The sequence below is a fragment of the Streptosporangium sp. NPDC005286 genome (genome assembly GCF_040607515.1).
Lineage (GTDB): Bacteria > Actinomycetota > Actinomycetes > Streptosporangiales > Streptosporangiaceae > Streptosporangium.
The window spans coordinates 25642-52307 of record NZ_JBEXGU010000035.1 but is presented as its reverse complement, the minus strand read 5'-3'; the positions used below and the strand labels follow the sequence as shown (position 1 = coordinate 52307).

The following is a 26666-nucleotide window of genomic DNA, read 5'->3' as shown; positions in this document are numbered from 1 at the left end:
CGCGAGTCCGGCCACGGGTTCACGGCGGCGCTGTCGGCGGACGACACCCACTTGTTCACGCCGAACCAACCCGCTCCGCCGCAGCTCGGACTGGGCTGCAACAGGGTCATAACCAAGAACTATGTGCGCCTTTATGACCGCTGGTTTGGTTTCGTCACCAAACTACGGGCGGCAACACCTCTTCGCTCTCCGAAATCCCTGAGCCACGTGGCCCGCCGGTCCGACAGGACCCGGCGGAGCCCCCGCCGCGTCCTGGCCCGTTCCGGCCGCCGCGGCATCCCCTGTCACATCCAACCTCACGCTCGTTCTTCCACACCCCCCGGAGGTTGCTCGTGGGAATCACCCCACCCCTGCGCACGCTCAGAAAATCGTCACTGGCCGCGCTCGTCCTCGTCCCGGCCCTCGGCCTGGGGCTCGCCCTACAACCGGCGGCCGCATCGGCCGCCACCGAGCCCATCGCCAAGCCCGTCGTGACGGCATCCGCGGGTAAGACGCCGCCCCCCGCGCCGGCGCTGCTCGCGACCGACGGCGCCGACCACGTCCGGCGTTCTCCGCTCCCGGTCAGCGAACGGGCGCCGATGCCCTCCTCCAACGAGCGGCTGCGCCATGACTACGATCGGCCCGAGCCCGCCCCGGCGCACCCGCGCCCGTCCATGCAGGAGAAGGCGAAGTCCGCCGCCACGGTGCAGGCGGCGGCCGCGTGCAACGTGAGCGACTTCACCGGCCGGACCGGAAGCGCCCTGGTCCAGCAGATCAAGTCCTCCACGACCGACTGCGTCAACACCCTGTTCAGCCTCACCGGCAGCGACGCCTACTACGCCTTCCGCGAGGCGCAGATGAGCAGCGTCGCGTACGGCCTGCGTGACAACGGGTCGTACTACCCCGGTGACAACTCCACCGGCACCGCTCAGCTCGTGCTCTACCTGCGCGCCGGCTACTACGTGCACTGGTACAACGCGTCCACCGTGGGCACGTACGGCTCGTCGCTCAAGACCGCGATCGAGGCGGGCCTGGACACCTTCTTCGGCAACTCCAAGTCCTCGACGGTGAGCGACGCCAACGGCGAGGTGCTGGCCGAGGCGGTCACGCTGATCGACAGCGCCGAGGAGAACGACCGCTACCTCTACGTGGTGAAGCGGCTGCTCAACGGCTACAACAGCTCCTACAACGCGAGCTGGTGGATGCTGAACGCGGTCAACAACGTCTACACGGTGCTCTTCCGCGGCCACCAGCTCCCGGCGTTCGTGACCACCGTCCAGGCGGACCCCAGCGTGATCGACACGCTGTACGGCTTCGCCGACAACAACTGGAACCTGCTCGGCACCGACCAGAGCTACCTGGCGTCGAACGCCGGCCGGGAGATGGCCCGATTCCTTCAGGAAACCACCCTGCGGTCGAAGGTGCGGCCGATGGTCAAGGCCCTGCTCGACCGCGGCAACATCTCCGGGACGACCGCGCCCATGTGGGTCGGCGTCGCTGAGATGACCGACTACTACGACAAGGCCAACTGCTCCTACTACGGCACCTGCGACCTGCAGGCGCGGCTCGCGGCCGCCATTCTGCCGATCCGGTACACCTGCAGCTCCAGCATCACGATCCGCGCGCAGGCCTTGACCTCCGCGCAGCTCACCACCGCCTGCAACAGCCTCAAGAGCCAGGACGCGTACTTCCACAACCTGGTGAACGACGGCAACCGCCCCGTGGCGAACGACAACAACACCACCATCGAAGTCGTCGTCTTCCACTCCAGCACCGACTACCAGAACTACGCCGGGACGATGTTCGGCATCGACACCAACAACGGCGGCATGTACCTGGAGGGCGACCCGGCCGCGGCCGGTAACCAGCCGCGCTTCATCGCCTACGAGGCGGAGTGGCTGCGGCCCGCGTTCGAGATCTGGAACCTCAACCACGAGTACACCCACTACCTCGACGGCCGGTTCGACATGTACGGCGACTTCACCGCCGGCATCACCACCCCGACCATCTGGTGGATCGAGGGCTTCGCCGAGTACGTGTCGTACTCCTACCGGAACGTGACCTACGACGCGGCGATCACCGAGGCGGCCAAGAAGACGTACACGCTCAGGACGCTGTTCGACACCGACTACTCGCACGATACGACCCGCATCTACCGCTGGGGTTACCTGGCCGTGCGATACATGTTCGAGAAGCACCCGGCTGACGTCACCACCGTCCTCGGCAACTACCGGACGGGCAACTGGAGCGGCGCCCGCACCTTCCTGACCAGCACCATCGGCACCCGCTACGACAGCGACTGGTCGAGCTGGCTCACCGCCTGCGCGTCCGGCTCCTGCTCGGGCGGCGGCAGCACGAACAAGCCGCCGACCGCGAACTTCACCTTCACGGTCAGCGGCCTCAACGCGACCTTCACCGACACCTCGACCGACTCCGACGGCACGATCGCCTCGCGCTCGTGGGAATTCGGCGACGGCACGTCCTCGACCGCGGCGAACCCCACCCACGCGTACGCCACGGCGGGCACCTACCCGGTGAAGCTGACCGTCACCGACAACGGCGGCGCCACCGCGTCGACCACCAAGCAGGTGACCGTGACGTCCGGAGGCGGCACCCTGCCCGAGTGCACCTCGTCCGACACCAGGGAGCTGGGCAAGAACTGCCAGCGCGGCAACGTGTCCGCGACCGCCGGCAACCACGCCTACTTCTACCTGTACCTCCCGGCCGGCACTACCAGGATCGTCATCACGTCGTCTGGCGGCACCGGGAACGCCGACCTCTACTACAGCCCCAGCACGTGGGCCACGAAGTCGGCGTACACGCAGCGGTCGACCAACTCCGGCAACAGCGAGACCCTGACGATGACCAACCCGGCGGCCGGCTACCACTACATCAGCCTGTACGCCACCACCGCATTCTCCGGGGCCTCGGTGAAGGTCGAGTACTGACGCTCACCGTCGCCTCATCACGGCTGATCATCCATGCCGGGACCGGGCCTCACGTCCGGTCCCGGCCCTCGGCACCGCCGGCCGGGTCTCGACGCCACAGAGATTTCACCGCGGCACCGGCACGACGCAGTACCGACACACCCCGGCCGGGACCGGCTCTGCGATTTCATATATGGACTTCGGCTTTTGGGATGAGAGGCTGAGATCATTCCGGTCAATGCACCTGCGCATCGGCCACTGCCTGACCGGCCGAGCGGTGTCGCACATCGGATAGGGCACGCGCCCGAAGAAGACCCGGAGAAACCTTCTCATCCAGCTGATGACGATCGTCTAAGTTGTCAGTGGTGCTTTGAAAAGTGCGATCGGGGGTGTTCGCGGTGACCCCTGGACGGCAGGCGGGTCGCGGTGCCGACGGCACGGACGTCGCCGACAGTGTCCTTCGAAGCCGCGATCGGGAACCTCCCGTCCCGGTACGGACGCGGGTGAAGCGCCGTCCCCGCATGATCGCGGCCGCGCTGCTCATGGGAGTCTGCGCCTGCGGACCCGCCGTACCGTCGTCGGCCACCGACGGACAGGCTCCGAGCGTCCCTTCCGGAGAAGGTGCTTCGCCGAACACCGCTTCGCCAGGGTGGCTCGGCCCGTCGGAGACACCCCCACCCGTGCCCTCTCCCGTTCGGAAGGCCGAAACGCCTTTCGCGCGGGCCTATCCCCGGGCCAGGATCCTGTGGATCCCTGCCAAGGACACGATGTCCCGTTCCGTCGTCGGCGTCCTGCCCAACGGGCGGCTCATCGTCCGCAAGTTCTCCCCGTACCTCCCGGACCTCGACCACGTCGACATCCTCGACCCCGTCACCGGCCGCAGCACGCTGCTGCAACGCAAGAACAGGGAGTCGTACACCGCCGCCGCCGCGGCGCACGGCACGCGCGTGGTGAAGCTCCTCGGAAACGACGAGCCGGGCGGATGGATTCTCGAGGTCACCGACATGCGCACCGGCCTGACCCGGCAGATGATGAACACCTGGGGCGTTCCCGGGGGGTACTGCGGGACCGGCTGGCAATACCCCATCGACCTCCAGTTCCATCGGGGCGAGCTCTACTTCTCCCGGTGCGTCACCGGCACCTCCGGAGACGTGGGCGTCTACCGCATGGGCCCCGGCGACAGGACTCCCCGGCTGTGGCTGCAGGGGCTGTACGACATCGCCTGGGAGGGCGACACCTTCCTCGCGAGGTCCCCTGTCATGGTGCCGGATTCATCGGATCCGGGGGAGTTCACCGGCTCGCCGCCGGCCCGCTACGGCCCGGACGGGGCCAGGCGCGGCGTTCCCGATCCGGCCTCGTACATCGCCCGGGTGGACAGCGACCGGGATCGCCTGGAGTACGGCGACGGCACCGTCGCCGGCCTGAGCCCGCGTGCCAAGAACGTCGATATCTCGCGGCACGGGCGCTTCGCGGCGTGGCGCGAGGGCGGGGTCGGATGGCTTCTCGACGCCCGGACACGTACCGCGGTGCGCCTGCCAGGCCGGGAGACGGACAAGGTGAGCATCTCCAATGCCAGGTACCTCCATTGGAAGACGGCGGGCGGCTACCACGTCCTGGATCTGGCTGCCCTGAACGACCGGGGTTGAGCGCCCTCATCTCGGGGGGAACCTCAGCACTTCGCGACGGCCTCGTTTGCGAAGTCCTCGACGCAGGCTGCCGAGCAGGTGGTCGGGGTCGGTGAACCGGGAGGAAAACCAATGTGCGCAGAGTGGTTCGACTGAGTATCGTGCTTGCCATGTCGAGCCCAGAGGCATCCAAGGTGGGGGCTTTCGGTCACCCGTCAGCCCCCTGAACCACTGAACAATCCTGTTCTGCCGCACGGTGGCGGCAGATGACAGGAGTAGTCGGGCCGCTGACCGCGGTGACGAGACGTTTCATCTGATCTCTCATCACCTCGGAGTTTCTCGATGCCTCTACCTCTCTATCTGCTTGCCGTGGCGCTCTTCGCCATGGGCACGTCAGAGTTCATGCTCGCCGGCCTGCTGCCGGACATCGCCGCAGACTTCGGCGTTCCGGTTGCGACGGCGGGACTGCTCACATCAGCCTTCGCCATCGGAATGGTGGTAGGTGCCCCGCTCATGGCGGGCCTTGCGCGCCGGTGGCCACGGCGATCCAGCCTGCTGGGCTTCCTCGGCCTGTTTCTGGCTGCACACGTCCTCGGCGCCTGCACCGGCAGCTTCACGGTTCTGCTCGCCACCCGAATCATCGCAGCGCTTGCCAATGCCGGCTTTCTGGCGGTCGCGCTCACCGCAGCCGCTGAACTGGTCCCCTCCGACCGGAAGGGCCGGGCCCTGGCCGTCCTGCTGGCGGGCACCACGGTCGCCACCATTGCAGGGGTCCCCGGTGGTGCCTTGCTAGGGACACTGCTCGACTGGCGCGCCACCTTCTGGGGGATGGCGATGTTGTGCCTACCCTCGGCGCTCGGCGTAGTGCGTGGCATTCCCGCCAAGACAGAACGACCAGACGAGCCGGCAGGCCCGGATCTACGTCGGGAGCTCACTGAACTACAGCGTCCGCGACTGCTCCTGGCCCTGCTGCTGGGCGCACTGGTGAATGCCGCAACGTTCGGCACTTTCACCTTCCTCGCTCCGATCGTCACCGATGTCGCCGGGCTGGATCCGCTGTGGGTCTCTGTCGTGCTGGTGCTGTTCGGCCTAGGGTCCTTCGTTGGCGTCACCGTCGCCGGGCGGTTGTCCGACCAGCGGCCCGGTGTCGTCGTCGCAGTCGGCGGGCCGTTACTGCTCGGTGGCTGGGTCACCCTCGGCCTCGTCGCGTTCAACCCGATCGCTCTGCTGATCCTTGCGTTCACCCAGGGTGCGCTCTCCTTCGGCCTTGGGAGCACGCTGATCGCACGCGTGCTGTATGAGGCCGCAGGAGCGCCGACCATGGCAGGCTCCTACGCCACCGCCGCTCTCAACGTCGGGGCTACCGCCGGTCCCGTCATCGCCGCCGCCACGTTGAACACTTGGCTGGCCGAACTGGGACCCGTCTGGGTCAGTAGCGCCTTGGTCTCAGTCGCACTCCTCCTCGCGCTGCCCTTTCGCCAGGCGCTGCCCGTAGGAGTGGCGGAGTAGCTGCCCCGGTTGTTGTACGAGCTCACACAGGTGCCGGCGGAGACGTCTTGTCGATTTGTGCCACGGATTCACACACGTCGGCTCCCGGGTTGGCGGACGCGTCCGGTCAAGCCGATCCGCTCATGTGGCTCCAACCCCTTTCCCAAGATGTGTTGGAAATGTCATAATCCCAACATGTCTTGGGAAAAGGGTGACGGCCTGGTGCCGCTGCGGGCGCTGGCGAACCCGCTCCGGATCCGCATCGTGTCGCTGCTCACCGGCGCGTCCATGTCGGCCACCGAGGTCGCGGAGGAGCTGGGCATCGCCCACGCCTCGGCCAGCTACCACCTGCGCCAGCTGGCCGAGGCCGGCTTCCTGCAGCAGGTGGACGAGCGGCCGGCACCGGGCGGCAAGGGCAGACCCCGCCGGCTCTACCGTTACGACCCCTCCAGCGGCGCGCGGCTGGACCGCGTGAACGGCCGGCAGCTCCTGCACGAGGCGCTCGCCACCGACCTGGCACGACGCCTCGCCCAGACCAGGCTGCAGCGCATGTCCATGGACGCCGAGGTATGGCTGGATCGCGCCGTGTGGGAGGAGATCGTCGGGCTGATCGAGCAGGCGGTCGCGCTGGCCCACGACAAGGCCGGGCCGCCCCGCTCCGGCGACCGGGTCAAGGTGAGCATGACCGCGATCCTGCTGGAACTCGACGACGTGCGATGACCCGCCTGCTGATGGCGTGTGCGGGAGCGTGCTTCCTGTCGCTCGGGCTGCTCATCCCAACGATCCCCAAGTACGTCACCGGCCCGCTGGACCAGGGTCCGGGCCTGGTCGGCGGTTGCTTGGCGATCACGGCCGGGTGCGCTGTGCTCTTCCGCCCACTGGCCGGTCGGCTGGCCGACCGGCGCGGCCGCAGGGCGGCGGCCTGCACCGGCGCCGCGCTGCTGGCGATCACCTCCTTCGCCGTGCTCATGGCCGAGTCGCTGCCGCTGTTCCTGGCGTGCCGGGCCGTCGCGGGAGCGGGGGAGGCCCTGACCTACGTCGGTCTGGCCGCCGCGGCCAGCGATCACGACCGTCCGGGTGCCGCGATCAACCGCTTCTCCATCGCGGTCAACGCCGGCCTGCTCGCCGGACCGGCGCTAGCCGAGGCCGGCCATTCCGTCGCCGGCCTGCGGGCCACATGGGCGCTGTCCGGAGCCGTCGCCCTCGCGGCCTTCGTGGCCTGCCTGTTCCTGCCCGCGGGCCCGGCCGTCGCCGGCGATCCCGCCGGCACGAGGAAGGCCGGGCCGCTCGTGCATCGCGCGGGACTGCGTCCCGGGCTGGCGTACTGGGCGTCGGTGTGGGGATACACCGCCTTCGGCGCCTTCCTCCCGCTGCACGTCGCCGCGCTGGGCGGCAGCGGCAGCGGCCCGCACTTCCTCGTCTACGGCTGCGTGCTGCTCGCCGTGCGGCTCGGCGGCCAACGATGGACGGACCGGATCGGCCCGCGTGGGACGGCGACCGCGGCCCTGCTGGTCACCGCGGCCGGGCTGGCCCTGCTCGTCGCCTGGCCGTCCGTGACCGGGGCGCTGGCCGCCGCGGCGGTGATCGGCGCCGGGCAGGCGCTGGGGCTTCCCGCGTTCCTCACGATGGCGGTGACCGGTCTGCCCGCCGCGCAGCGCGGCTCGGTGGTGGCTACCACGACGGCGTTCTTCGATCTCGGGTTCATGACGGCCGCGCTCGCGCTGGGCGCCATCGTGCAGTCGTCCGGCCTGGCCTACGGCTTCGCCGTCGCGGGCTGCGTGCCGGCCCTGGCACCGCTGCTGTTCCTCTCCCGCTCTCGCAAGGCCCGCAGGACATCCCCCCAAGGAGACAGCCATGACCATTCCCACCGCTGAGCTGGCCGGCTACGCCGACGTCGTCTTCGATGTCGCCGTACCGGTCGTCGCCGGCGACCGGGTGCTGATCAACGCCGAGATCGAGCACGCCCCGCTCGCCCGCGCCCTGACCGAGGCGGCATACGCCCGGGGTGCCCGCTATGCCGACATCTGGTATTTCGACCCCTACGCGAAGCGATCCCGGGTCCAGCACGCGGACGCGGCCACCCTGAGCGAGGTCCCGGCCTGGCTGGACGCGCGCAACGAGGAGCTGGCCCGCCACTGCGGCATCCTGCTCAACATCCGCGGCGTCGCGGCACCGGATCTCCTCGCCGGGCAGGACCCGGTACGGGCGGGCCTGGACCGCATGCCATACCTCACGTCGAGGCAGCGGCTGCAGCTCGGCAGCCTCGTCCGCTGGGCGATGGTCCCCTGCCCGACCGCGGAATGGGCGCGCGCGGTCTTCGGGGAGCCGGACGGAACCCGCCTCTGGCAGCACCTGCGCCCGATACTGCGGCTGGACCGGCCCGATCCCCGCGCCGCCTGGGAGCAGCGGATCGCCGAGCTGCTGGGCCGCGCGGAGGTGCTGAGCGGGATGCGGCTCGACGCCGTCCGGTTCGAGGGGCCGGGCACCGACCTGACCATCGGCCTGCTCCCGGACGCGCACTGGACCGCGGCGCGCCTCGAATCCGTGCGGGGGCACCGCTTCCAGGCCAACCTCCCCACGGAGGAGGTGTTCACCACGCCTGACTACCGCCGGGTGGAGGGCACCGTCCGTTCGACGCGGCCACTCGCACTCAACGGGAGCGTCATTCGCGACCTGGAGCTGACCTTCACCGGTGGGGTGGTGACGGAGGTGCGGGCGAGTGCCGGCGCCGACGTGGTCCGCACCCACCAGGCGACCGACGCGGGCGCGGCCCGTCTGGGCGAGCTGGCCCTGGTCGACGGCTCGTCGCCGGTCGGGCGATCGGGCCTCACCTTTCTTGAGACCCTGCTGGACGAGAACGCCACCTGCCATCTGGCCTGGGGTGCCGGCCTGCCTCCGGGCGTGCCCGAGCATCTGCGCGAGCGGGACGCCGCCGGGCTCGATGCGGCCGGGGTCAACCTCTCCGGTGTGCACGTCGACTTCATGGTGGGCGGCCCCGACGTCACCGTCACGGGGATCGGGCACGACGGCGGCGCGATCGAGTTGCTCCGCGACGACGAGTGGCAGGTCTGAGTCGAAGACGAGTCCGCGGATCCGGTCACGGAGCCGGGTCCAGCCGGTTTCAGACGGTCTCGTGCTGCCGGCGTCCGAAAGATCGTGCGTCGCATCCCAACGGACGCGCCAAGGATCAACCGACACAAGAATATCTATTGTGCACTGAGTTCACGATGTGCTTTACTCATGACGCACGCTCACCTTCGAAAGGGAACCCCGCGACAGCCTCGCCCTACAGGTGCGTCTCGCGTGGCCTCCCATCGCGATCACCAACCGAGCCTTTACGAGGACCCCGACTTGCCGACAGCTTCCCGCACGGCAAGACGAAGCGTCTCGAGCAACAGCGCAATCCCAGAGGAGATGCCTGATGTTCCGCCAGGTCACGCCAATCACAGGAATATTGTTCCGCTCTCCCGGAAATTTCGACCCACCCTTTTAGGTAAGCCGGACAAACGCCATATATATACACCGATAACCATCTAACCTGGCAACCATATATTCCAGGGTGTAGCTTCTAACAGCTTCACATCGATGACTCAAGGCGCTTAATCCGTGATAAATGATCAAATCCCCGTCAGGTGGCCCATTGGCACCCTCATGGACAGACTCAGCCCAGAGGAGCGGAAGGAACTTCTGGGTCTCGTACCGTCGTCCCCTCGACAGGCCGGCGAACCACTCATATATCAAGGAGATCGAGAGAGGTCCGAGGTCTATCTACTGAGGTCCGTCCCAGGTCAGCGGCTCACGGCGTGCGTGAAGGTGACGACCTACCTGGAATCGGGCGGAGCGGCCATATTGGGCATCCGCGTCAGCGGCGATGTGGTCGGCGAACTGGCAGCTCTGCGCAGAGAGCCAAGATCGGCCATGGTGACCGCGTGCAGTCCGATGTTGGTGCACGTCATCCGCGCAGAGGCGTTCACCGACTTCCTCGATCGCCATCCGGCGGCATGGAATGCACTGGCCAGGATGATCGCCGACCAGCTCGACTGGGCCAACCGCAGAAGAACTGACTTCGCCCAGTTCAGCGTTCCCGTACGGGTCGCGAACGTGCTCGTGGAACTTTCTGGCCGACATGGAGTCGACAGGGTAGACGGAAAACGGGACCTGGGAGTCGATCTTACCCATGAGGAGATCGCCAATCTCGTCGGGGCCAGAAAAGACGCTGTCTTCAAGGCCATCCGACGTTTCAAGGAGCTTGAACTGATCGACCCCGGTCATCGCAGGAAGCTCGTCATCGACCCAATCGGTCTGGCCAATTACCGGTAAAGCGTACTGGTACGTCTTGAGGCGATGCGATCTTCGCCAGACTCATCCCCGGCGATCTCCCCACCGCTCTGGTGGATCTTTCTCGCAACCACAAGGTGACGTGATGCTCGATTCTGATTTCAGCCGCCGCTTGGTCATGGCGGTCGATGCGGAGGGATACGGCCGCGGCGATGACCTACGGCACGACTCGATCCAGTCGGGCCTGGCCCAGGTCATGGACCGTGGCGCACGAGAGGCCGGCCTGCGCCGCGAGACCTGGGCCCGCCAGGAAGCCGGCGACGGTGAGGTCATTGTCCTTCCCGAAAGGGAGGGCGAGCTTCGGGTCATCGACGACCTGGTTCGCCGCGTGCGCAAGGCGCTCCACGACCACAACCGCGAACGCCGAGACGACGCCCGCCTGCGGATACGCATCGCAATCGGCCACGGCGTCGTGAAACGCGGCGCGATGGGCTTCGTCGGCCAGGTCGTGGTGACCACCAGCCGGCTGCTCGACGCGAAGGCCGCCCGTACCGCCCTGAAGGTGAACCCGCGCGCCGACCTGGTGCTGATCCTCACCGATCGGCTCTATGAGGACGTCGTCCGACAGCTCCACACCTCCTACCAACCAGAGTCGTTCACTCGGTTGGAAGTAGCGACCAAGGAACGCACCGAAATCGCCTGGATGTGGATTCCTTCAGAAGACCTGGATCAGAAAGGAACTCTCGACATGGACAACCTGCCCGAGGTCGCAGACACCCTGTGGGCCCTAATCGCTGGGGGCGCCATCGAACGTCTCGGCGCTTACGGCACCGAGACCGGCCTCGGTGGAGCCCGCAGGCTGCTCGCGAAGATCAAGAAATTCCGGTCCGAGCAGGGCCAACCGACCACCCCGGAGTCGCGCGACGACTTGCTGGAGTCCCTGGAGAAGCTGGTGCGAGTCGACCCCACTGCGAAGCAGTTCGCGCAGCAGTTCAATGCCGAGCAGATGACCATAAACCTGATCACCGCTCCCATTTCCGGTGAGGAGATCAACTTTGGCATCCGAAACTGATTCGCCGCCCGATGGCGTCCTGATCGGCGAGGCAGCCACGCCGGTGGATCTGACTGATCAGGCCGAGGCGACGGACGAAAGTTTCGCGCAGGTCTCCCAGGTCCAGACCGTCATCAACCACATTCACGGCAACGTGGGGGACGCCTCTTTCGGCATCTCGGGTTCCCGCCCCAGGTCCCGCCGCACCGCAGGACCCGTATCCGCTGACGAAATGGCGGAGGCCCGCACCTGCTACGTGCGCCATGCCACCTACGAGGCCGCCGCCGAACAGCTGGGCAGATGCAACTTGGTGGCCTTGATCGGCAATGCCGGCACCGGCCGCCGGACGGCGGCGCTCAATCTGCTTCATGACTTCGTCGAGGGACAGCGCGAGGTGGTGGAACTCAGCCCGGCCTACACGCTGGAGAAGCTGGCCGCCCGCGAATACCGGAAGGCTCACGGCTATTTGCTGTGCGACTGGCCCAAGGACGACATCGACGGAAGCATCGCTGACTTTCACGTACGGGAGATCAGGCGCCGCGTGCGCGATGCCGGGGCTTACCTGGTGATCACGACGACGGCAACCTCGCTGCCCGAAAGAGACCAGATTCTCTGGCTACCGCCGCCGGCCCGCGACGTCCTGCTGGCTCACCAGGTGGCGCCCGAGGTCGCTGACAAGGCGGCCGCACAGATCACCACCGACCATGCAATGGCCGACGTGGTGACACTGGCGCGTGACCTGGCCTCGGGGATTCCGCTGAACAGTGCACTCGGCAGGCTGGAGTCCGCCGGGCGGCGCGATGTGGTCGCCTGGTTCGATGGCTCGCGTACTCGAGGGGAGCTCTTCGAGATGGCCGCCATGGCCTTCACCGCCGGCCTTCCAGAAGCCGGCTTCGAGTCGCTGCTCGCCCGACTGGAGTCGATCGCCGGTATCGGCGCCGAGAGTGCGGTTGCCGTTTCTGCGGATGATCCGATGCCGAGCCGCCGCCTGCTTCGGGTGGCAGAGGGCTCGCTTTTCAGCCTGTCGCCGGGGCGCAGGCTGGAGTTCAAGGTCCCGAGTCATCGAACGCATGTGATGCGAGAGCTGTACCGGCGACACGGCATGCGGTTGTGGGAGCCGGTCACCGAATGGCTCCATGAGTGCGCGGCTCTACGCGACCCGAGTGCACAGGCGGAGATCGCCAGGGGCGTGGCGGTTCTTGCCTCTGTCTCGGACTACTCGTACGTCGAAAGCACTTTTCTCACCCCCTGGGCCCGTGGAAGAGGCGTCATGCGCAGCCAGGCCACCGCCGCGATGGCCATCTCATGGTTGTGCCTGGACGAGACGACCCGTCCGGAGGTGCTGCGTACCGTCAGCTTGTGGACGAGGGCGTCCGCCGCCAGGCCCAAATTCACCGCCACCCTCGCCTGGTCCGGTGAGCTGGGCATCCGGTTCCCGCTGGAGGCGGTCCGGATGCTTTGGATACAGATCAGAGGCAGTGAGAAGCCTGTCCGGCATGCAGAGATCGCGCTCGCCCGTCTGTTCGCAGCGCTGACCGAGGCTACCGGTAACGCTCTGCCGATGCTCGACTGGCTGGCGCGTCAGATCAGCAACGACAGGCGGATCGGCCGTGCGGTCGATCCGCTGATTCGGGCGATCTTGAGTGTCCTGTCGGCTCGCGCAGATGGCGTCGGGACCCCCACAGTCACCGCTCATTTGCGCAGTTGCCCTGGTTCCGCTGTCCCCCTCGCCAAACTTTGGTCTGCGGTTCTCGTCAAACGCCCTCACCGCAAGGATGCGCTGGCCGCCCTGTACGACGCCGTCTGCGCCTTCGATGAGCGCGATGGCGATGACCGCGACCATGTTCATGCCCTGTTCGCAGCGCTCGTGGAGACGCTCCCCGCGAAGGAACGGCCGCTACTCGCCCACGACCTGCGGCGTTATGCCATCTCCCGCGACACCGACGAGAACCGGCTGGAGATTCTCCTGTCGCTACTCCGGGTCTTCCTGAGCCCGGCTGTTCTGTCCCTCGACACCATCGGAAAGCGTCCATGAGCTACCCCATGATCAGCCAGATCTCCCTTGATCCTGTCGCCAAGCAAGGGTTCCTGAGCAAACCCCGGCGCCCGATCTCCAGCCTCCCCCGCCAGCTTCCGCACCAGCGACTCGTCTTCGAGTACGACGGCACGTTCGTGCTGGGCGACCGGCTGCTGCGCGGCGACGAACCGCACGTGCTGCACGCCGCCAGCGTCAGCGTCGTGGACGTGGCCAAGGATCACCCCACCACAATCCATGTGCCGATCAACTCCTCCGGCGCCCATGACTTCACCGTCGCGGTCCAGTTCCGCTGCACGGTCGACGAACCGATCGAGGTGGTGCGCGCCGGCCTGACCGATGTCACCGAGCACCTGGTCACCTACATCCAGGCCCACCACAAACTCCTCGAACTCGGCCGTGGCTACGGATTGCACGAGGTCCACGAGTTGTGGACGCTCGTGCATGCTCAGGTGAAGGCTTACACGACCGTAGTGCCGTGTGTGCTGCCCGGCATGACGGCCGAGTTCTCCGGCCTCAACGTGTACGCCCCCGACGAGATCGCCCAGGGGCGGCGACGCTACGAAACCAGCCTGCACAACATCCAGGGCGAACATGGCCTCCGCGACGTCAAACGCAAGCTCGATCGTGACTTCGAACTCGATGAACAGGATTTTCTGCACACCAAGGGTCACAGTGCGAACGACTTCACCCGGCAGGAGGCGGCCCTCGACCGGGATCAGCAGATCACCGAGGCCACGAAGATCAGGGACCTCCTCAACAGCGGTCCCGGCGCCGCCGACGGCCTGTACGTCACCGTTCGCGGTCTCAGCGACCAGCAGGTCGCCGAACGTTACGCCGCCCTGGGCGACCGGGAATACAGCGCTATTCAGCGCGGAATCCAGCTCGAGCACGACTTGCAGGTCGTTCAGGCCCGCGCCCGGGCCGATGTCGTTCGGACGGCGATCGCCCAGGGCTTGTTCAACGAAACGACCGGCAAGGAACTGCTTGCCACCTTCGACGAAGTCGAGCCGGAAGCGGAGGCGAAGGACCTCGAAGGACCCACTTACGAGGCCCGTGCCGAGGTGACGGCAGGTGACACCGACGACGATTTCTTCATGGAGGAGGACGTCCGTGGTTGACATCCTCCACGGTCCCAAGGCGGCCGAGCAGCACAGACGGCACCCCCGGCGTCGGGAGAAGCCCAATCTTGGGATGTTCCTCCGTCGGTTCACCGGAGTCGACGAGAAAATCCTCGCGAGTGTTCCTCAGGAACGCTCCCGCTACACCAGTCTCGGCGGAGTCGTGGTCAGCACCGCGCTTATAGCGGGCACCTCCGTGCTGGGCGCGCTGACACTGCTTTCGCAAGCGTCTCCGCTGTATCTGTTGCCGGTGGCGGTGCTGTGGGGCCTGATCATCGCCAACATCGACCGATTTCTGATCACCAGCCTTACCGGTGACAGCGTCGGCTGGTCCCGCTGGGGCAACCTGCTGATCCGGCTCGCCCTCGCCGTCGTCATCGGCGTCTTCATCGCCGAGCCGCTAACTCTCAAGATCTTTCAGGAACGGCTCGACCGGCAGATCATGGTAGAACGCGACCAGGTGATCAGCCTGACGGAGAGCCGGTATAAGCAGTGCAACCCCCTCAAAGGGTCGGCTCCCGCGGGTGTCAACTGCGCCGATTTCATCCTCGACGGCGGCGACCAGGCACTCGCCGTCGAAGGCAACATGACGCAGAGGCAGAGCGTCCTCAAGGCCGCGGAAGATCGGCTGGCAGCGGACATAGAAGAGCAGGGGAAGCTGGAGGAACGCAGCGGCCAGGAATGCTATGGCCTCAAGGTCTCGAACCGGACCACGGGCGTGTTCGGCAACGGCCCCGAGTGCAAGGTCCGGAAAAACGAACTCAACACCTTCATCGCCAATCATGACATCCCCCAGCAGCGGGCGGAGGTGGCGAAACTCAAGGCGGAGCTCGGCTCTCTCGCGGCCGATCGCGCCAGTGCCGAAACGGAACGCGCGACGGCACTCAGCAAGAAGATCACAGAGCGCGTCGAGGAGAAAAAACGAGCCTACACCGACATCGGGCTGCTTGACCGATGGGAGGCCTTGGGCACGGTCGCGGGCCAGAGTGGCATGGTCAACTTCGCTCACTGGTTGTTGCGCATCATCTTCGTGCTGCTCGACTGCATGCCGATCATCTCAAAGATGCTGAACGGCAAGACCGAGTATGATCGCCTTCTCACTCAGGAGCTGCGCGCGGGCTCAGCCTGCCACGAAGCCGAACTGAACTTCACCACCCGGCAGAGGACCGGCGAGTACGAGATCAGACTGCGCGAGGAAGAGCGCCGGCTGAAAGCCGAACGCGGCCGGATTGACCGAGATCAGCGCGTGGACGAGGCTTCTAGGGACGACGAAATCGATCGCCTCGCCCGTACTTTCATGAGCTCGATGCCTACGCACCGATAAGGACCGGAGACTCTATCCCCTCGCCCGCGCGGAGGTCACCGCGACATACCCGGCACTGGCGGAGGACGCCGTGTGGCACCCCGGGGTACGCCAGGCGATCGGCGTCTGGACGGTGGACGTGACGGTACGCCTGCTCCCACGCACAGCAGACGACAAACCACTGCACCCGACCCGGCGCCCCACCCCGACGATGCGCCAACTTCTGACCCACCGCTGGGAAATGGCGAGCACCCTGAACGACTTCCCCGCGTTCTCGGAAACGATGCGACTGCTCCTGGCGGAGGTGGCGGGCGGGTGGAACGTGTCTCCGCTGCCCGGGTACCCCGCGTTCAATAAGGCGATGCGCATCGACGTCCTCGCCCCCCTGGTCGAATCCGCAGCCATGCACGACCGTTTCGGGGCCGGCGAGCAGGGCTGACCAGCAGTGACTCACAGCCCCGGCGTTGTTCCGGCTTGACGTGACAGGTGCCGGTTGGCCCGTTCGCCATCTGCGGCAACTTGCAAAACGAGTACGACTCCTGATGATCCGTCGCAGCGACAACGGTAACTGGGCCGTTCCCGGCGGCGCGATCCACCTGGGCGACAGCGCGGAGTCCACTCTGCTCGCCCTGGCGGAGTGGATCGCCGGCCACCGTACCCGCTGATCACTCGGACCTGTCTCCGGTACGCCGGGAGCGCCGGTCGAGCGTTGCTCCGCCGCCGTCACCGGCTTCAGGAACTACCGGGAGAACCGCGCCGCGGTCTCACCCGTGAGCCGGCCCGGCGGCAGACGTCGCCCGCAGAGGACGAGCAGCAGGTCCTGAGCCAAGCCCCGGAGCGGTGTTCCCTCACCGTGGCTCCAGTCGAGGTCGGTCGCCCGCAGCGTGACCCCCGCGAGGTCGGTTCCGAAGAACGCGATGTTCTTCGGCCGCATCCCGGCCAGCACCATGGCCACCCGTTCGGACGGAACCCGGCGGTCGAGTCCCAGACCCACCGTGATGTCGAGTCCGTGGATGACGTCGTGCGCGAGCGCCCGTGGACACCGCCGCCGGGAGGCGTCCACGGATGTGCGACGTTGTCCCGCAGCGAGGCGAGCAGCCTCTCGGGCGGCAACCTGACGGCGTCGCGGCGCGCGCACCGATCGGCCATGCGATTGACGTCTCCGCGCGCCTTCACCAGCTCCGCCAGGGTCCTTCCGAGTGAGGTACGGAAGGGCATCGTCGTGTGGGCGACGACCTCGCGGACCCTCCAGCCGTCACACAACGTGGGCGCATTCCACTGTTCGGGGCGCAGGGCGGCGAGCAGGTCCGCCTGTTCACCGCGTTCCGTCACCAGTGCGTCCCGAAGGTGATCTTCGGTCATCAGAACCTCCTCGCGCTGTTCAGCGCAAGCGCGGAGCCGGAAAGTCATCGGTCTCCCCCGCGTGATGTGTCGGTGACGGCGCATATGGTCGGGGGATGGCGGAGACACTGACCGGTGCAGGTTCCCGGCTGGAGCCGTTCCGGGCCGAACTGACCGGTTACTGCTACCGGTTGCTCGGCTCCGGTTTCGAGGCCGAAGACGCGGTGCAGGAAACGCTGCTGCGTGCCTGGCGGGCGTTCGACCGCTACGACGAGCGACGGGCGTCGCTGCGTACCTGGCTCTACGGCATCGCCACCAACATCTGCCTCGACATGCTGCGCAGCACGCAACGCCGGGCCTTGGCCATGGATCTCAGCCGGGCCGCGGACGGCGGACCGAGCATCGGTGAGCCGGTCTCGGAGCGGATCTGGATCCAGCCGGTTCCAGACGGTCTCGTGCTGCCGACGGACGGCGATCCGGAAGAGCTGGCCGTGCGGCGGGAGACGATCCGGCTGGCATTCGTCGCCGCGCTGCAGCACCTGCCGCCCCGGCAGCGGGTGGTGCTGATCCTGCGCGACGTGTTGCGGTGGAAGGCCGGGGAGGTCGCGAACCTCCTGGAAACCACCGTCGCGTCGGTGACCAGCGCGTTGCAGCGGGCAAGGTCGACGCTCAAGACGGTTGACGTCATGCCCGGTGAGCCGCTCCGGCCGTCCGACCCGGGCCAGCGCGAACTGCTCGCCCGCTATTGCAGCGCGTTCGAGCGTCACGACATCACCGCGCTCGTCGCCCTGCTGCACGAGGACGCGACGATGTCGATGCCTCCCTTCACCTGGTGGCTTCGCGGCCGCGACCGGATCGAGCAGGCGCTGCTGGACCCGAACGCGTCCTGCGCGGGCGCGCGCCTCGTCCCGGCCGCGGCGAACGGCTCGCCGGCGTTCTGGCAGACCAGACCCGGCCCCGACGGCGTTCACGTTCCCTTCGGACTGGTCCTCCTGGACGTGTCCGAGGGTCTGATCAGCGGCATCACCACATACCTGGACGCCGACCGGCTGATCCCGCTTTTCGGCGCTCCGGCCGAGTCCTCCCGCACACCGATGAGTTTCGTGACGCCACGGCGTATCACCATGGACGACTAGTCACAGCAGACCGGAGGAGCGGACATGACGACTGTCCAGCCCATCATCATCACATCCGACCTGGATCGACTGCGAACCTTCTACGAGCGCCTGCTCGGCGCGGTGGAGGTGAGCCGTTTCCCCGACGACGAGCCCACCTTCTTCGTGAACCTGAAGCTGGGCGACTCGGAACTCGGACTGGTCAACGAGGCGGCGACCGACCTGTCCGCCCCGCAGCGGATCCTGCTGCGCGTGCAGGTCGACGACGTCGACGGTCTGCTGGACCGGGTCGAGTCGGCCGGCGGACGGGCGCTCGGCCCGTCGACCGACATGCCCTGGGGAGAACGTGTGGCCCACATCCACGACCCTGACGGAAACATGGTCAACCTGACCCAGTACCTCCAAGAAAGCGCCGGATAACTCAGGCGATGACGCGCTGCGGCGACCGTGTCCGGCTTCTTGGAGCTTTAGCCAACCCCACTCTGACCAGGGGCAGAACAACAGAGCACCGGATGTGAGCGCCACGTGCCCGTCGCTCGCCTGAGCCGGCCGGCGAAAACCCGGTCCGCGATGCGCGGGAAAAGGCCCCGGCAGGCCGGTGAAACCCCGCTTGACCAGCGTGGTGGCCGAACGGTCGCGGCGACCCGGCCAAGAAAACACACCGTAGCCAGCCATACGAACACCGTGAAAAATTGAAACTGACGGTTGAAAAGATTCAACTCGCTGACTATGCTCAAAGTAAAGATCCAGTCGACAAAAAGAAAGGTGAAGTGTGAGGCGCCGGAAAAAATTACTTCGAGTGACTTCAGTGGCAATTCTGGCCGGGGCGATGTTCGCCTCCTCACCGGCATCGGCTTCCGCAGCGCCGACGCCGGGCGATGTGCAGATACTTGGATGCGGCTCCTACGAAGGAGCCGTGAAAAAGCAAATCATCTACTGGTACGCGCGGGTCTACAACGCGTGTGGCTCATCGAAACAAATGCGCGCGGTGGTCAACGGGTGGCCCGACGGCCCATGCGAATGGGTAGGAGCGTACAGTCGCGCGGATCTCTACGCCGGCGTGTACCAGCCGAGCGGCACCGCCGACTGCTGACAGGCGGCACCGCCTGCGACCCGGTTCCGGCGGTGGGGCTCCGGACTCAGCGGCCATTCCCCATTTCGTGGTTCAGGTGATTGTCCCTCGCGATGTGGAGGTCTGACGCCTCACCGTCATTCTTGTGTGACGGGCCCTCCCGGAACCCCCGAGAGGGCCCGTCACTGTTTAATCGGGCTCCCGCAGAAGAGATAACGGTAAGACAATCAATCGAAGCCTCGAAACGGAGGGCTGCCCCGGAGCCAATGCCGCCGAGTCGGTGCTCTCCTTTTCAGGTCAGGGTGGTCGTGCGGAGCCATTTCGCTGGGCGTGCCGGCTGCGGCATTCGTCTCATGTCTGACCGAAGCACGTCCGCACTCAGGTGCGCGCCCCGAAGATGACGATGCCGCTCATGTCACTCCGATCTGGCCGCGTATGTCTCCGCCAGACAGGACGGTATCCAGGAGATACTGGTTACCTCAGAGATCTCGCGTTCATGGTCGAACCCCTGGACCCGCAGATGTTCGACCCGGTGTGCCCGTCCAACGCCATGCCGATACGGATCGGCGACAAGTGGACCGCGATGGTCGTGCTCTGTCTCGAAAGCGGCCGGCGGCGGTTCAACGAACTGCGGGGACCACTGCGCGGCATCACCCCGAAAGTGCTCACCCAGACCCTGCGGGCGATGGAACGCGACGGTCTGGTCACCCGCACCGCGTACGACGAGAACCCACCCCGGGTCGGGTACGAACTGACCGCACTGGGACGCAGCCTGCTGCCCCTTATCGCGGCCGCACGCGCCTGGAGCAGGGAGCACCTCCCCGCGCTCCTCGAAGCCCGCGACGCGCACGACTCCGCACCCGGCCCGTCACCGCTGGGATAGATCGCCCGAAAGGCTACGTGCGGTCCTGGTGCGGGAAGGTGGGGAGAGTCGGGGGTTCGAAGTCGGCGCCGGTCCGGGGGTCGCCGGTGGACTGGGTCAGCAGCAGGCGGGTGGTCTCCAGCAGGTGGTCGTGCATGGCCTGCGCGGCGCCCTGGTTGTCACGGGCCCGGATGTTGTCGAGGATGCGCTCGTGGACCCGCCAGATGTCGGCGAGAGTCCGCGTCTGGGTGGTGGACAGGCCCCGGGCGGACATCTGGGCGCGGGTCGTCGCGACGGACTGGGTCACCCGTGCGTTGCCCGCCGATTCCAGGATGAGCTGGTGGAACTTCACGTCCTCCTCCTGGAAGAGGCGCTCGTCCCCGGCCTCGCCCGCCTGGCGCATCTTCTCCAGGGCCGTGGCGACCAGTGCCATCTGGACCTCGTCCATCATGGTCGCCGCACGGTACACCGAGGGGACCTCCAGCAGGAAGCGGAGCGAGTAGATCTCCTCGATGTCACGCGTGGTCATCTGGAGGATCCGGACACCGCGGCTGCGCTCGAATCTGACGACTCCGTGCGTGGCCAGCTGGAGCAGGGCCTCCCTGACCGGGGTTCTGGACACGCCGAGCTGGGCCGCTATCCCCACCACGGAGTGCAGCGTCCCGGGAGCCAGCTCGCCGGTGATGATGGCACGGCGAACCACCTCGAAGGTCCGGGCCGTCAGCGATGCCTGGTCCACCGAAATCTGTTCCATCCGACAAGACTCCCGGGGGGATCGGTCCGGCGCCCGACTGAATGATCAGGCGCCCCTGGTTGGGCAAAAACGGTACCACGCGCACAGTAGTGCAGCATGCAACATGCAGCATTACCGCTCTGCGGGATCAGAGGAACGACAGATCGGCGCCCTCACCCGCGGGGAGAACCGTCTGCGCGTACAGTCGCCGCCAGCCTCGCTCGGGCAGCTCGGGCGGGGTGAAGTCCGCCCGGCGGCGCTCAAGCTCGTCCTCGTCGACCAGCAGATCGAGCCGTCGCGCCTCGACGTCCAGCCTGATGAGATCGCCGTTGCGGACGAGCGCGATCGGCCCCCCGGCGGCGCTCTCCGGGTCGCAGTGCAGCACCACGGTGCCGTAGGAGGTGCCGCTCATCCGCGCGTCGGAGACCCGCACCATGTCCCGGATCCCGGCGCGGGCCAGCTTGGCCGGGATGGGCAGGGCACCGGCCTCGGGCATGCCCGCGGCGATCGGGCCCGCGTTGCGCAGCACCAGTACGTGGTCCGGGGTGACGTCCAGATCCGGGTCGTCCAGGATCCGCTGCGCCTCCTGCGCCGAGTCGACGACCAGGGCGGGGCCGGTGTGGTTCATCAGGTGGGGGCTCGCGGCGGCGGTCTTGATGACCGCTCCGCCCGGGGCCAGCGTGCCCCGGAGCACGGCCAGGCTCCCCGCGGGTCCGAGCGGGTCCTCCAGGGGGCGGATCGTCGTCTGCCAGTCCTCCCGCGCGGGGGTCTCGGCGAGCAGCGATTTCAGGCTGTCCCCGGAGACCCCGACGGTCTCCGGTTCGAGCAGCGGTTCGAGGACCTTCAGCAGCGCGGGAAGCCCTCCGGAACGGTGGAAGTCCTCCAGGTACCCCGAGCCCGCGGGCTTGCAGTCGACCAGGAACGGCACCTCGGCACCGATCACGTCGAAGTCCCTGAGTTCGAGCTCCACGCCGGCCCGCCGGGCCACGGCGAGCAGGTGGATCAGCGCGTTCGTCGAGCCGCTCATCGCCGAGAGCACCCGGATGGCGTTGCGGAACGCCGCGGGGGTCATGATCTCCTTGGGCACCGGGCCGCCCGACCGGGCGAGCTCGACGGCGCGGCGGCCGGTCTCGGCGCCGTGCCTGAGCCGGGCACCGGTGGCGGCCGGGGGCGTCGCACCGCCCGGCAGCATCATGCCGAGGGTCTCGGTGACGCAGGCCATGGTGGAGGCGGTTCCCATCACCGCGCAGGTGCCCGCGGTCGTCACGAGCTCGTTGCGCACACTGGTGATCTCGGCTTGGTCGAGTTCCCCGCCCCGGTGCCTGCCCCAGAAGCGCCGGCAGTCGGTGCAGGCTCCGAGCCGCTCACCCCGCCAGCTGCCGGTCATCATCGGGCCGACGACCTCGAGCAGTACCGGCTTGTCCGAGGAGGCCGCGGCCATGAGCTGGGCCGGCACGGTCTTGTCACACCCGCCGAGCAGCACCGCGGCGTCCATCGGGAGGGCGCGGATCATCTCCTCGGTGTCCATCGCGAGCAGGTTGCGGAACAGCATCGTCGTCGGGGAGGTCAGGATCTCCCCGAGCGAGATGGTGGGGAACTCCATGGGCAGGCCGCCGGCCTCCAGGACCCCGCGCCTGACCGCCGCCAGCAGCGCGGGCATGTCGCGGTGGCAGGTGTTGTAGTCGGAGTTGGTCACCGCGATGCCGATGATCGGCCGGTCCAGCGCCTCGTCGTCGTACCCGCTGGAGGCCAGGAAAGCACGCCGGAGATATTTGCTGAAACCGTCATCACCGTAGGACGTACGACTCCGGTCGATGACCGATTCAGTGGGTTTGGCGTGCATGGTGGTAATGCCTCCGGGGGTCAATCCGATCAGGGAAGAATGGGGCCGCGTCAGGGGCGGAGCGGCATGGCCAGCGGGCGCATCGGGGCGCCGGTCGCGCCGCGCAGTTTCATGGCGGCGGCCACGAAGGCGAACTCGTAGAGCCGCTCGGCCGAGATCTGCTCGCAGTCGACCACCTCCATGATGGGGATGCCCGCCTCCCCCAGCAGATAGGTGTGGACGACCTGCCAGTTCTCCTCGTCCGCGGCGGGCATCTGCTCCAGGGCGAGGGTGTCGCCGCCGATGACCGACGCGCCCAGGTGGGCGAGGAACCGCGCCCCTTCCAGGTTCAGGCCGGGGCTGTTGTCGATGTAGGCGTCGATCTTCGGCCACGCGCGCATCCGGCCGGTACGCACCAGCGCCACGTCACCCGGCCGGAACTCGACGTTCTGGCGTCGCATGGCCTCGCGCAGGTCGTCCGCGCCGATCCCGTGGTTGTCCGGGAGCACGTCGACGTCGTGCAGCGCGGCGATGTCGAACAGGACCCCGCGGGCGATGATGGGAGGGATCTTGTCGGCGCCGCACTTGGTCCAGTGCCGGGAGGTGATGTGCTCCTCGGCGGAGAACCCGTTCCAGATCCGGCCGTTGTACCCGAAGTGGTTGAGGGTGTCGATGTGCGTCCCGCAGTGGGTGTACATCGAGATCGCGTCACCCGAGTAGGAGACCAGCTCGTTCTGCGCGCGGCCCATTCCGGTGATGTCGTCCAGGACAGTGCCGGCGGGCGTGTGCGTCATCCACTGCTGGAAGCCCGGGTCGCCGGCCTTGGTCCACGAGGGCATCCCGACGAAGTAGTCGACCGACAGGTCGATGACGCTGCCGCCGTCCGCCCGCCGCAGCACCTCACGTGACGCCTCGGGGGTGAGCAGGTTCAGCATGCCGATCTCGTCGTCGGGACCGAATGGGCTACGGGTGACCTCGCGGAACTTCGCGCAGTACGCCGCGATCTTGTTCCTGGTCGCCTCGCTGATGAGTGCCGGCCCGCACATGTGGTGTCCGCCTTCCTGTTACCGGTCCGGGGTCACCGGACGGGTGATCTCGCCGTACATCTCGGGGCGCCGCCCGGAGAACACCGGGAGCTCGAACTCGCCCGGCCTGATGATCAGCCTCTTCGTCCGGGATTCCCGGACGTCGATCGCCGCCCCGAACAGCCCTTCCTTCTCCCCCGCGTCCACCAGCACCGTCCCGGAGGGGGCGATGATCTGGCTCCTGCCGATGAAGCGGGTTCCGGACTCGGAGTCGGCGCGGTCCGCGACCGCGAGATGGACCAGGTTCTCCAGGGCGCGCACGCGGACCATGTGGTCGGCGAGGATGTCCGCTCCCTCCGGCCAGTTGGTGGGCATCGCGATGACGTCGGCGCCCTGCAGCCCGAGCTCGCGGGCGGATTCGGGGAAGCGCAGGTCGAAGCAGATCATCACGCCGACCCGGCCGAAGGGGGTGTCGACCACCCGTGGCGCCGCGTCGGTGCCCGGGTCGACGAACCGGTCCGCGCCCAGGTAGGGCAGGTGCTGCTTGCGGTACCTGCCGATGATCCCGGTGGGTCCGAGCACCAGGGCCGTGTTGTGGACGCGTCCGTCCGCCTTCTCCAGCAGGCCCACCACCGCGTGGGTGGAGTACTCGCGGCAGGCGTCCACGATGCGGCCGATCCTCGGGTCCCCCGCGCTGATCGCGGCGGCGTGCGTCTCGGCCCGGGAGCCGAGCAGGTACCCGGTGAGCACGCATTCCGGGAAGACCACCAGTTGCTGCCCGGTCGCGGCACCCTCTCGCAGGGTGTCGACGACCCGATCGACGTTCGCCGCCACATCGGTTCGGTCGACGCCGACCTGAGCCACGCCGATCCGGATGCCGGTTTCGGTATCTGCGCCGGGCAAAGTGCCACCCCTTGGGTCCGCCGTGAGTTGAATACGCCCCAGAGTGGCATGCAACATGTTGCACGTCAACGCAGCCTTCATCATTGACATGCAGCGTGCTGCATGCCAGTCTGGCCGACCAAATCGGACATTGTGCTTGAGAGGGATTGAGTCGTGCCGGAAGTAGTGATCCTCAGTGGCGCCGGAGGCGGGATCGGCGCCGCGACGGCCCGCGAATGCGCGGCGGCCGGCGCGTCCGTCCTGCTCACGGATCAGCGGGTCGAGCTCGTCGAGCGGCTCGCGGCCGAACTCCGCGCCGACGGTGCCGACGCCGTGGCACACGGGCTGGACGTCACCGACGAGGAGGCGGTCGCCGGTACGGTACGGGTCGCCGTCGACCGGTGGGGCCGGATCGACGGGCTGGTGAACTGCGCCGCCACGATCGTGGCGAAACCGCTGGTCGACACCACTCTTGACGACTGGAACCGGGTCATGACCATCAACGCGACCGGGACCTTCCTGCTGTGCAAGCACGTGGTGACCGCGATGCTCGCCCAGCGGACCCCCGGGGCGATCGTCAACCTCTCCTCGATCTCCGGGACGGTCGGCCTGCCCAACCAGCCCGCGTACTGCGCCTCCAAGGGAGCGGTGCTGCAGCTTTCCCGCCAGATCGCCGTCGACTACGCCGCCTCGGGAATCCGGTGCAACGTGGTCAGCCCCGGCTCGGTGGCCACCGAGCAGCTGGCCACCTACCTGCGGTCCCAGCCCGATCCCGAATCCGCCCGGCAGAGCCTCATCGCCGGCCATCCGATCGCGCGCCTGGCGGATCCGCACGAGGTGGCCAAGGTGGTCGCCTTCCTGCTGAGCTCCGCCGCCGGCTTCATGACCGGCGCGGACGTGGCCGTCGACGGCGGCTACACCGCCATCTGAGCACGGATTTCCAGGAAGGGACTCGGAAAATGTCTCGGCATACGACCTTGCCTCCGGCGGAGCGCGCCGGTCCTGGTGGGCTGCTCGACCTGCGCCGCCTCAAAGGCGGCCGGTTCTCCTCGATCTGGCTGATCACGCTGCTGCTCTTCGCCGTCAGCCCGCTGATCTCACCCGGCAGCCTGTCCGGATCCGCCGTGCTGTCGATGCTGCCGTTCGCGGCGGTGATGGCGATCGCCGCGCTCGGGCAGACCCTCGTCGTCTCGCACGGCGGCATCGACCTGTCGGTGCCCGGCGGGATGGCGCTGGCCGCGGTGCTGGCCACCAAGCTGCCCGCGGTGTCGGGCGTCCCGGTCTGGGCGGCCGTCGCGCTCGGGCTGATCGCGGGCGCGCTGGGCGGACTGGTCATCGGCATCGCCGTGGTCCGGCTCTCCATCGCGGCGTTCGTGGCCTCGCTGGCGGTGAACTCGATCCTCATCGGTGTGGTCCTGCAGGTCTCCAAGGGCTTCCCCGCGTCGGCCGGTCCCGCGCTGAGCGCGTTCGCGGTCGGCTCGGTGGCCGGTATCCCCAACCTGCTGCTGGTCGCGGTCGTGGTGATCGGCCTCGCGCACTGGGGCATCCGGCACACGGTGCTCGGCCGGCGCTTCATCGCGGTCGGCGCCGGACGGCCCGCGGCCCGGCTGCTCGGCCTGCCCACCGGCTCCTACGAGGTGGGCGCCTACGTGGTGGCCGGAATCTGCTACTCGCTGGCCGGAATCCTGCTGGCCGGCTACCTGCGCACCCCGGACATCCTGCTCGGCGACACCTACCTGCTCCCCACCATCGCGGCCGTCGTCCTCGGCGGCAGCCTGCTGTCCGGCGGCATCACCAACCTGGCCGCCACCGCCGTCGCCGCGCTGTTCCTCACCCAGCTGAACCAGGTGGTCCTCGCCGCCGGCGCGTCCACCGCCACCCAGCTCCTGGTCCAGGCCGGCGTGCTCGCGCTCAGCGTGGTGGCCCGCGGAGTGCCCTGGAGCTCCGTCCGCGCGCGGCTGCGAAGCCGCTCCCTCGAACCCGCTTCCACGCTGTCCTCGCCCTAGA

Annotated in this window: 24 protein-coding genes and 1 pseudogene; 19 read left to right on the top strand and 6 right to left on the bottom strand. The window is 67.7% G+C overall.

Going from position 1 to position 26666, the window contains the following annotated elements; genetic code table 11:
- Positions 1-332 precede the first annotated feature (332 nt).
- The 13 genes from ABZU75_RS15790 to ABZU75_RS15730 all read left to right on the top strand — a co-directional run bounded on the left by ABZU75_RS15790 (position 333) and on the right by ABZU75_RS15730 (position 16472).
- Positions 333-2927 carry a collagenase gene (locus ABZU75_RS15790; RefSeq protein ID WP_355554457.1) on the top strand — a complete coding sequence of 865 codons (2595 nt, stop codon included), beginning with the start codon at positions 333-335 and terminating at the stop codon, positions 2925-2927.
- Positions 2928-3673: 746 nt separating this feature from the next.
- On the top strand, positions 3674-4552 hold the full coding sequence (locus ABZU75_RS15785) for a hypothetical protein (RefSeq protein ID WP_355554455.1): 879 nt from the start codon (positions 3674-3676) through the stop codon (positions 4550-4552).
- A 321-nt stretch (positions 4553-4873) separates the two neighbouring features.
- A complete protein-coding gene (locus tag ABZU75_RS15780) occupies positions 4874-6040 on the top strand; it encodes a Cmx/CmrA family chloramphenicol efflux MFS transporter (RefSeq protein ID WP_355554453.1) in 1167 nt (388 codons plus the stop codon).
- Positions 6041-6214: 174 nt separating this feature from the next.
- Positions 6215-6739 carry a helix-turn-helix domain-containing protein gene (locus tag ABZU75_RS15775; RefSeq protein ID WP_355554451.1) on the top strand — a complete coding sequence of 175 codons (525 nt, stop codon included), beginning with the start codon at positions 6215-6217 and terminating at the stop codon, positions 6737-6739.
- A complete protein-coding gene (locus ABZU75_RS15770) occupies positions 6736-7893 on the top strand; it encodes an MFS transporter (RefSeq protein WP_355554449.1) in 1158 nt (385 codons plus the stop codon). The genes ABZU75_RS15775 and ABZU75_RS15770 overlap by 4 nt, the downstream gene beginning before the upstream one ends.
- The gene (locus ABZU75_RS15765; protein WP_355554447.1) at positions 7874-9091 is read left to right on the top strand and encodes an aminopeptidase; all 1218 of its coding nucleotides are present in this window, start codon (positions 7874-7876) and stop codon (positions 9089-9091) included. Before ABZU75_RS15770 ends, ABZU75_RS15765 begins: the two co-directional genes overlap by 20 nt.
- A gap of 579 nt (positions 9092-9670) precedes the next feature.
- Entirely contained in the window at positions 9671-10339 is a 669-nt protein-coding gene (locus tag ABZU75_RS15760) for a Crp/Fnr family transcriptional regulator (protein WP_355554445.1), read from the top strand.
- 103 nt (positions 10340-10442) lie between these two features.
- Positions 10443-11369 carry a hypothetical protein gene (locus ABZU75_RS15755; RefSeq protein ID WP_355554443.1) on the top strand — a complete coding sequence of 309 codons (927 nt, stop codon included), beginning with the start codon at positions 10443-10445 and terminating at the stop codon, positions 11367-11369.
- Positions 11353-13383 (top strand): hypothetical protein, encoded by a 2031-nt coding sequence (locus ABZU75_RS15750; RefSeq protein WP_355554441.1) that lies wholly within the window; start codon positions 11353-11355, stop codon positions 13381-13383. The genes ABZU75_RS15755 and ABZU75_RS15750 overlap by 17 nt, the downstream gene beginning before the upstream one ends.
- A gap of 8 nt (positions 13384-13391) precedes the next feature.
- Positions 13392-14504 carry a hypothetical protein gene (locus tag ABZU75_RS15745; protein WP_355554439.1) on the top strand — a complete coding sequence of 371 codons (1113 nt, stop codon included), beginning with the start codon at positions 13392-13394 and terminating at the stop codon, positions 14502-14504.
- Positions 14497-15828: a DUF4407 domain-containing protein gene (locus tag ABZU75_RS15740; protein ID WP_355554437.1), complete on the top strand. Its 1332-nt coding sequence runs from the start codon at positions 14497-14499 to the stop codon at positions 15826-15828. The genes ABZU75_RS15745 and ABZU75_RS15740 overlap by 8 nt, the downstream gene beginning before the upstream one ends.
- Before the next feature lie 70 nt (positions 15829-15898).
- The gene (locus ABZU75_RS15735; RefSeq protein ID WP_355554435.1) at positions 15899-16246 is read left to right on the top strand and encodes a hypothetical protein; all 348 of its coding nucleotides are present in this window, start codon (positions 15899-15901) and stop codon (positions 16244-16246) included.
- A 103-nt stretch (positions 16247-16349) separates the two neighbouring features.
- On the top strand, positions 16350-16472 hold the full coding sequence (locus ABZU75_RS15730; RefSeq protein ID WP_355554433.1) for a hypothetical protein: 123 nt from the start codon (positions 16350-16352) through the stop codon (positions 16470-16472).
- 74 nt (positions 16473-16546) lie between these two features.
- Here ABZU75_RS15730 and ABZU75_RS15725 read toward each other — a convergent pair whose 3' ends face one another.
- Both ABZU75_RS15725 and ABZU75_RS15720 read right to left on the bottom strand, forming a co-directional pair.
- Positions 16547-16870, bottom strand: coding sequence for a hypothetical protein (locus tag ABZU75_RS15725; protein ID WP_355554486.1), 324 nt, complete (start codon positions 16868-16870; stop codon positions 16547-16549).
- A 47-nt stretch (positions 16871-16917) separates the two neighbouring features.
- Positions 16918-17169: pseudogene (locus ABZU75_RS15720) on the bottom strand (maleylpyruvate isomerase N-terminal domain-containing protein); the annotation flags it as partial.
- A gap of 95 nt (positions 17170-17264) precedes the next feature.
- Here ABZU75_RS15720 and ABZU75_RS15715 point away from each other — a divergent pair.
- From ABZU75_RS15715 to ABZU75_RS15700, 4 genes are all read left to right on the top strand, one after another.
- Positions 17265-18284 (top strand): sigma-70 family RNA polymerase sigma factor, encoded by a 1020-nt coding sequence (locus tag ABZU75_RS15715; RefSeq protein WP_355554431.1) that lies wholly within the window; start codon positions 17265-17267, stop codon positions 18282-18284.
- Between the two features lie 24 nt (positions 18285-18308).
- Entirely contained in the window at positions 18309-18683 is a 375-nt protein-coding gene (locus tag ABZU75_RS15710) for a VOC family protein (RefSeq protein WP_355554429.1), read from the top strand.
- Between the two features lie 388 nt (positions 18684-19071).
- Positions 19072-19356 carry a hypothetical protein gene (locus ABZU75_RS15705; RefSeq protein ID WP_355554427.1) on the top strand — a complete coding sequence of 95 codons (285 nt, stop codon included), beginning with the start codon at positions 19072-19074 and terminating at the stop codon, positions 19354-19356.
- Between the two features lie 475 nt (positions 19357-19831).
- Positions 19832-20218 (top strand): helix-turn-helix domain-containing protein, encoded by a 387-nt coding sequence (locus ABZU75_RS15700; protein WP_355554425.1) that lies wholly within the window; start codon positions 19832-19834, stop codon positions 20216-20218.
- A 13-nt stretch (positions 20219-20231) separates the two neighbouring features.
- Here the strand turns inward: ABZU75_RS15700 and ABZU75_RS15695 are convergent, their stop codons facing one another.
- The 4 genes from ABZU75_RS15695 to ABZU75_RS15680 all read right to left on the bottom strand — a co-directional run bounded on the left by ABZU75_RS15695 (position 20232) and on the right by ABZU75_RS15680 (position 24680).
- The gene (locus tag ABZU75_RS15695; protein WP_355554423.1) at positions 20232-20951 is read right to left on the bottom strand and encodes a GntR family transcriptional regulator; all 720 of its coding nucleotides are present in this window, start codon (positions 20949-20951) and stop codon (positions 20232-20234) included.
- Between the two features lie 127 nt (positions 20952-21078).
- A complete protein-coding gene (locus tag ABZU75_RS15690; protein WP_355554421.1) occupies positions 21079-22773 on the bottom strand; it encodes a dihydroxy-acid dehydratase in 1695 nt (564 codons plus the stop codon).
- 50 nt (positions 22774-22823) lie between these two features.
- On the bottom strand, positions 22824-23798 hold the full coding sequence (locus ABZU75_RS15685) for a cyclase family protein (RefSeq protein ID WP_355554419.1): 975 nt from the start codon (positions 23796-23798) through the stop codon (positions 22824-22826).
- Between the two features lie 18 nt (positions 23799-23816).
- Positions 23817-24680 carry a carbon-nitrogen hydrolase family protein gene (locus ABZU75_RS15680; protein ID WP_355554417.1) on the bottom strand — a complete coding sequence of 288 codons (864 nt, stop codon included), beginning with the start codon at positions 24678-24680 and terminating at the stop codon, positions 23817-23819.
- Positions 24681-24833: 153 nt separating this feature from the next.
- Here ABZU75_RS15680 and ABZU75_RS15675 point away from each other — a divergent pair, with 153 nt between their 5' ends.
- On the top strand, positions 24834-25589 hold the full coding sequence (locus ABZU75_RS15675) for an SDR family oxidoreductase (protein ID WP_355554415.1): 756 nt from the start codon (positions 24834-24836) through the stop codon (positions 25587-25589).
- Between the two features lie 29 nt (positions 25590-25618).
- On the top strand, positions 25619-26665 hold the full coding sequence (locus ABZU75_RS15670; protein WP_355554413.1) for an ABC transporter permease: 1047 nt from the start codon (positions 25619-25621) through the stop codon (positions 26663-26665).
- The last annotated feature ends 1 nt before the right edge of the window (position 26666 follow it).